The sequence below is a fragment of the Pseudomonas sp. GM102 genome, assembly GCF_000282555.1.
Lineage (GTDB): Bacteria > Pseudomonadota > Gammaproteobacteria > Pseudomonadales > Pseudomonadaceae > Aquipseudomonas.
On record NZ_AKJB01000090.1, the window covers coordinates 94,855 to 102,053 of the forward strand.

The 7,199-nt window shown below is 59.0% G+C and carries 6 protein-coding genes; 3 read left to right on the plus strand and 3 right to left on the minus strand.

Going from position 1 to position 7,199, the window contains the following annotated elements:
- Positions 1 to 134: 134 nt before the first annotated feature.
- Positions 135 to 1,601: an FAD-binding oxidoreductase gene (locus PMI18_RS07145; protein ID WP_007904561.1), complete on the plus strand. Its 1,467-nt coding sequence runs from the start codon at positions 135 to 137 to the stop codon at positions 1,599 to 1,601.
- 225 nt (positions 1,602 to 1,826) lie between these two features.
- Here PMI18_RS07145 and PMI18_RS07140 read toward each other — a convergent pair whose 3' ends face one another.
- From PMI18_RS07140 to PMI18_RS07125, 3 genes are all read right to left on the minus strand, one after another.
- Positions 1,827 to 2,285 (minus strand): metallophosphoesterase family protein, encoded by a 459-nt coding sequence (locus PMI18_RS07140; protein WP_007904562.1) that lies wholly within the window; start codon positions 2,283 to 2,285, stop codon positions 1,827 to 1,829.
- Between the two features lie 178 nt (positions 2,286 to 2,463).
- Positions 2,464 to 4,179 (minus strand): amidase, encoded by a 1,716-nt coding sequence (locus PMI18_RS07135; RefSeq protein WP_007904563.1) that lies wholly within the window; start codon positions 4,177 to 4,179, stop codon positions 2,464 to 2,466.
- 214 nt (positions 4,180 to 4,393) lie between these two features.
- Positions 4,394 to 5,275 (minus strand): LysR family transcriptional regulator, encoded by an 882-nt coding sequence (locus PMI18_RS07125; protein ID WP_007904565.1) that lies wholly within the window; start codon positions 5,273 to 5,275, stop codon positions 4,394 to 4,396.
- A gap of 102 nt (positions 5,276 to 5,377) precedes the next feature.
- Between PMI18_RS07125 and PMI18_RS07120 the strand changes: the two genes are divergently transcribed.
- The gene (locus tag PMI18_RS07120) at positions 5,378 to 6,448 is read left to right on the plus strand and encodes an alkene reductase (RefSeq protein ID WP_007904566.1); all 1,071 of its coding nucleotides are present in this window, start codon (positions 5,378 to 5,380) and stop codon (positions 6,446 to 6,448) included.
- 51 nt (positions 6,449 to 6,499) lie between these two features.
- Positions 6,500 to 7,084, plus strand: coding sequence for an isochorismatase family protein (locus tag PMI18_RS07115; RefSeq protein WP_007904567.1), 585 nt, complete (start codon positions 6,500 to 6,502; stop codon positions 7,082 to 7,084).
- Positions 7,085 to 7,199 lie beyond the last annotated feature (115 nt).

A 7,199-nucleotide genomic window follows, 5' to 3' on the forward strand; every position in this document is an offset into this window, starting at 1 on the left:
GCTCCCGGGTCGAATCTCCACTTTCTGTGGTATTTCGGACGAGTTCTGTAGCAACGGTGTACCGTCAATTCAGCGAGTCTGCTTCGAAGTCCGAATGTGCGCGTTATTTTCGATTCACAGCGAGGGAACGCAATATGATCGACAATACGCAACCACACTCCACTTCAGAGTCGTCGCATATTCTCACTCGGCGCAATCTACTCCAGGCTGGCATGGCCGGGATTGCAGTCAGTGTGCTTTCACCTTGGTCGTTATGGGCGGCACCATCGGGCGTCTTGGTTAACGATGTGACGCTGCTCAATCCGATTTGGGTTAATCGCCTGTTCGCACCGCGCACCACCGACGAAATTCAACAGGCGCTTGCCATGTGGTCAGGCCCGGTCAGTATCGGTGGTGGCCGCTATAGCATGGGTGGACAGATTGCCACCGAAGACAGCCTGCACCTCGACATGCGTCAGTTCAATCAGGTAATCCGTTACTCGCCTGAGAGCAGGGTCATACGCGTGCAAACAGGGATGCGGTGGCGTGACCTGCAGTCGGTCATAGACCCGCACGATCTCTCGATAAAAATCATGCAGAGCTATGCCAACTTCACCGTCGGCGGATCGCTGTCGGTCAATGCTCATGGGCGCTATGTCGGCGCTGGCCCGGTAATCAACTCTGTGCGTTCTCTGCAACTGGTGCTCGCCAACGGTTCGGTAGTAGAAGCGTCCCGCACCGCAAATGCCGACTTGTTCCACGCTGCCATCGGTGGCTATGGTGCGCTGGGGGTGATCACTGAGGTCGAACTGGACCTCGCGTCCAACGTCACAATGGAACGTCAGATACACCGCATGTCAGTTGCCGATTACCCGAATTTTTTCAATGACCAGGTCCGTGGGAACGAACAGACTATTCTGCACAACGCCGATCTGGCCCCCCCTTACTTTGACCAGGCCACTTCCGTCACCTGGCGTGCCTCGGACAAAGAGCTGACAGTCGCAGAAAGGCTGGTCGCGCCGGGTCAATCGTACAAATTCAACCAGACCCTCATGTGGAGTGTGGCCAAGCTTCCCGGCGGCCCGCTGATTCGCAAGGATGTGATCGATCCACTGCGCTACCTCAACCACCCGGTTGTGCGGCGCAATTACGAGGCCAGTGCGGATGTCGCCTCACTTGGGCCTATCGCAACCCGAAACAGTACCTACGCGTTGCAGGAATATTTTGTGCCGGTGGCACAGTTCAATGCGTTCGTAAAGCAAATGGCCGCCATCCTACAGGCGCACCGCGTTGACGCCGTTAATATCTCCATCCGGCACGCTCCGGGCGACCCCGACTCGTTTTTGTCTTGGGCACGCGAAGAAGTGTTTTCCTTCGTACTCTATTACTGGCAACACGTTTCCATGGTTGACCGCGAGGAAGTCGGCACGTGGACGCGCGAACTTATCGACGCCGCGCTGTCGCTTGGGGGTACCTATTATCTGCCCTATCAGCTGCATGCGACGCGGGAGCAGTTCTCACGTGCCTACCCCAACGCGCCACGCCTGTTCGCACTCAAGGCGCAATTCGATCCGGCCAAGCGATTCCGGAACAAGCTCTGGGACAAGTACTACACGGGGTAGCGCAAGGTCCATGGCAATGGAAACCTGAACCCGATGTGTGTGATGCCCGTTGTCCATTGAGCATCCGTTATTTGGCAAGCTGTGAGGCAAGTTTGGGTCGGTTGCTGCCCTTCGCAACAAGTAGCCATCGGCCCCAAAAAGCAGACTGCTATCCAATCCTGATGCTTTCATTGCAAAGCTGTATGAGATGAAACTGCATGCCTTTCCAAGCCCCTCCAAGGAATGTCATTCCAGTAGCGAGACCAGGCGCGGCTCAATCGAACACGTAAGCACCTCGAGTAGAGCCAGCGTCACCGGTAGTTTGAAGCGCCGCCGGCCAGCGCTGCCAGGGTTGAGGTATAGCCGTTCGCCGCGCCATTCAATGCGTGGCTTATGCGAATGGCCGGTGATCACCAGCCTGATGCCTGCATCAAGCTCGGCTGGGACATCGGCAATGTCATGTACCAGCAAGGTCTGCCATCCATTCAGGTCGAAACATAGTCGGTCGGCGAGATTTTCTGCCCAAGGGGCGTCCAGATCATTGTTCCCGCGTACTACATGCAGCGGGGCAATTGACGCCAGTTGATCAAGGATTTCGAGCTTGCCGATGTCGCCGGCGTGAATGATCCACTCACAACCCTCCAGGGCAGCAAGGGCTTCGGTGCGCAGCAAGCCATGGGTATCGGAGATCACGCCAACTTTCATGCAAAGCTCCAGACCGGGCTCAAATATGGGAACTCAGGATACCTAAGCAAGAGCTTTCAGGTCACAGAGCCATCGTAGGCTGCCCCCCATTCATCACTGACATACCAGAACCAAAGCAGCCGACTGAATACCTGAAAGCGGCGGGATTGGAGCGTGTACAGCCCCAATCCCGCCCTTCTTATTTCTGGCCACCGGACAATGGTGGGGTTCGAGGCGGAATCAATCGCTTCGTCCCCGTCGACTCAAACGCCGAAGCCAAGTGCAGCAGCGTCGAATCGTCATAGGCACGACCGGCGAATGTCAGCCCGACGGGCATGCCGATGTCCGGCATGATTCCCATCGGCACCGTGACCGTGGGAACACCCAGGTGGCGGATGGCGAGGTTGCCGTTGGCGACCCAGACACCGTTACTCCATGCGATGTCCGCAGACTTCGGATCGACATCGGCATTCGCCGGCCCAACGTCGGCCACCGTCGGGAAGATCACTGCGTCAAGCCCCAACCGATCCATCCAGTCCTCAAGATCGATCCGGCGCGTCTGCTCAAGGCCGCGTAGCCCGTCCGGCACCGTGGGGATCTGCTCCCAAGGGGTGATGCCGCGCTCGGCCATCCGCACATATTCATCCATGCCAGCGGCAAGGTCGCCCTCACGGTTGGGCAGCGTCCCCGGGTCGTGGGGGAAAATCAGCGGCCCGTTCACATCGACCAGGCGATTGAGTTTTGGATCGCCGTTGGCCCGCAGAAAATCGTCGAACGCCCAAGCCGTCAGATCCCACAACTCATGGTGAAGGAACTCTTTGGAAACCAGGCCGCGGTTGAACACCGTCGGTGCACCAGGACGATCGCCCTCGCAATTGGAGACCAGCGGGAAATCGACCTCGATCACTTCGGCACCAAAGGTTTCGAGTGCTTTGCGAGCCTCTTCCCAAAGGCCGATCACGGAAGCGCGGGTGTTGATCCGCTGGCCCGTCGGACCGCCAATGCCAGGCGCATCGCTGGTGCCCGCCTCGGGATCCGCGTTGATGTACATACGAGGAACGCCGAAGCGTTTGCCAGCGAGGGCATCGGTGTTCGCGGCAAGCGACCCATAGGAAGTGGGACGCACCGAGGCGACACTCGGGATGGGCACCCAAGGTTGCATCCGCCACAGATCGCCTCGTGTGTCGGGATCATCCGCCACCACCACGTCGAGCACTTCGAGCAGGTCGGCCATGGTTCTGGCAAACGGCACGACAACGTCCATGGTCGGCGTCAACGGCCAGTTCCCGCGCACCGAGATCACGCCGCGCGAAGGCGTATAGGCACACAAACCATTGTTCGACGCCGGGCCCCGGCCGCTCGACCAGGTTTCTTCGGCGAGGCCGAATGCCGCGAAGCTGGCGGCGGTTGCAGTACCGGCGCCGTTCGATGAGCCCGAGGCGAAGGGTGCGGTGAGATAGTCAGCGTTGTATGGGCTCTCGGCCCGGCCATACACCCCGCGCTGCATGCCGCCGTTGGCCATGGGCGGCATATTGGTCTTGCCCAGGCAAATTGCGCCAGCGGCACGAAGCCGTTCGATGGTGAACGCATCGCGATAAGCAATCAGGTTCGCGAACGCGGGACTTCCAGAGGCGGCGGTAAGCCCCTTCACCAGATAACTGTCTTTGGCCGTATAGGGAATGCCATCGAGCGGCCCCAGCGATTCGCCCTTGGTCCGACGGGCATCGGACGCCTGCGCTTCCTTGAGCGCATCGGGGTTGCGAACCACCACGGCGTTGAGGGCGGTGGGCGTGTCGGGGCCGTCGTAGGCGTCGATCCTGGCAAGATAGGCCTGGACCAGTTCAACCGCCGTCGTCTGGCCCGATTCGAGCGCAGCACGCAGTTGGGCAATGGAAACCTCGGTGACCTCGATCATGCTGTTACCGCCGGCTGCTGATGGGTGACTGGATCGGGCTCAAAGACATCACTTATCTCAAAATGGTTTTTCATTGGCTCTCGTTGCACTGCATTAGCGCGATCGATTACTCACAATACGTGCTTAACATGCGATCAATAGGCGGTGAGTACGCTGTACCCGTGATTTTGCACAAGATTAGAGAAATAGCCCACTCCATGAACAGCCCGGAACGCTACGCATCCTGAAGCCGCTCACGCAGAAACTCGATAAACCGCTGGGTTTTCGCCGGCAACAGCCGCGTTTCGGTGAGGGCGTAAACCGAGACGGGTGAAGCCTGCCACTGCGGCAAGACTCTGCGCAGTGTGCCATCGGCAAGGTCTTGCGCAACGATACCTTCCCCCAATAACGCAATACCCAGATCCAGCGTCGCCAGACGTCGAATCATTCCAACGCTGTTGAGTTCGAATCGACCGCCAACCTCAACCTCCACCTCCCCTTCACTGCCGGAGAGTATCCAGCGGTCGGCGCGCGTGCCGCGCATACGCAGGCATTCGTGACTGGTCAGGTCCGTGGGATGAGTCGGATCACCGTGCAGTTCGAGATAACGGGGTGAGGCGTACAGGCTGCGGCGCAAACTGGCGAGCTTACGGGCGATCAGATTCGAACTCGCGGGCTCGCCCATGCGAATGACCACATCAACCGGCTCACTCACCAGATCGACCTGACGCGGGGTCAGATCCAACTCGAAGCTGATACCGGGATACAACCGGGCAAACTCCGCAATCAGCGGTGCCAGGTAAATATTGGCGAAATCCACCGGGAGTGAAACCCGCAGTACACCGCTGGGCCGGGCAAGCATTTCGCCGAGCTGCTCGTGCGCTAGCCGCGCTTCGTCGACGATGCGTTTGCAGCGGTCGAAGTACAACTGCCCCGCCTCGGTCAGCTCGATTTTGCGCGTGGTGCGATGCAAAAGTCTTAGTCCGATTTCCTTTTCAAGGCCACTTATCCGACGCGACAGCGTCGAATTCGGCATCCCCATCGCCTCCGCCGCCCGGCGGAAACTGCGCGCCTTCACGACTTCGACGAACAACGCCATGTCGTTGAGAAACTCCAATGTCATTGCTCCATCAGTGGATCAGTCAATTCAGTTTTACCCGGTTTATCCCGGATTCGGATTGATCAATGATAGCCACATCGTTTACCGAGGAGTACCGCAATGCATTCGCTTTTTTCTCAGGTCCAGATCGGTCGCCATACACTGACCAACCGCATGGTCATGGCCCCGATGACCCGTTCGCGTTCCGATGATTACGGGGTGCCGACCGAGCTGGTGCCGACCTACTACGCGCAACGCGCCGGTGCCGGGTTGATCATCTCTGAAGGGGTGTTCCCTGTGGCCCTTGGCAAGGGTTATGTGCGTACTCCCGGTATCGAAACCGCCGAGCAAGTGGCTGCCTGGAAGCAGGTTTGCGAAGCCGTTCATGCTCGCGGCGGTCGGATCTTCATGCAGCTGATGCACTGTGGACGCATATCGCACCCTTCGCTGTTGCCTGGCGGCGCGTTGCCGCAGGCCCCCTCCGCGATCAAACCTGCCGGCCAGACCTGGACAGCCACGGGCCTTCAGGACTTCGTCACCCCACATGCGCTGACCGTGGTCGAAATTGCCGCGGTCATCGAGGGCTACCGTCAGGCCGCACGCCTGGCCATCGAGGCCGGCTTCGACGGTGTGGAGCTGCATGCCGCTTCGGGGTATCTGCCTGAACAGTTTCTCTCGACGAGCAGCAATCAGCGCACGGATGAGTACGGTGGATCGGTTGAAAACCGTGCTCGCTTTGTACTGGAGGTGTTGAACGCCATGGCGACGGAAATTGGCAGTGATCGCGTCGGCATCAAACTCTCCCCTGAAATGAACTTCAACGACATCGTCGATGCCAACCCGCAAGAAACCTACACCTGGCTGGTCGAGCAATTGCGCGGGCTGAATCTCGCTTATCTGCACGTTGCCCTGTTCGGCGCCAGCGTCGACTACCACGCCTTGTTGCGCCCACTGTTCGATGGCAGCTACCTGATCGGTGGTGGGCTCGACCAAAACGCCGCCCAATCCCTGCTCGCTAAGGGCCAGGCCGACGCGGTGGTGTTTGGCAACGCATTCCTCGCCAATCCCGACCTGCCCGAGCGTTTTCTCACAGGCGCCGAGCTGAATGTGCCGGACAAAGACACGTTCTACGCACCGGGCGCTCAGGGGTATATCGATTACCCGACCATGAGCCCGGCTCAAAACGCCTGAGGAAACGGCCATTCCCATGCATGCCCCAACCTTACTGCCAGGAGAATCATCATGACGTACGAAAAATTCAGTGCCGACAATGCCGCCCTGCTGTTGATCGATCACCAGGTGGGGACGATGGGGTGGGTGAAATCCATTCCGTTCGAAGAGCTGAAACGCAATGCGCTGATGCTCGCAAAAGCCGCAAGCATCCTGAAGCTTCCGGTGGTCTTGACCTCCAGCATGGAGGAATACGCTCAGGGGCCGCTGCTCAGTGAACTGGAGCAGATCCTGCCCGCCGAATTCGCTTCCCGCGTCAAACGCCTGGGTATCGTCAACGCGATGGACGATGAAAATTTCGCCGCCGCCGTCAAAGCCACGGGCCGAAAAAAACTCATCATTGCCGGTGTCACCAACGACGTCTGCACGGTGTATCCGGCGCTGAGCCTGGTGCGCGAGGGGTATGACGTTCAGGTGGTGGCCGATGGTGGCGGCTCACCGAGTGTCATGGCCGATGACATCGCCCTGCGGCGGATGGATAAAGGCGGCGTGACGCTGACGACCACCAACCAGCTGATTGCAGAACTCGCCGGAAGCTGGGCTACGCCGCAAGGTGGGCAGTTGGTGCAAGTGCTGATGGAAGCGCTTCAAGGCTAGAAACATCCAGGCCATCAAACGCAGAACCTGTGGGAGCGGGCTTGCCCGCGATAGCGGTGTGTCAGGCAACATCGATGTCGACTGACACTCTCTAATCGCGGCATAGGTATCTACA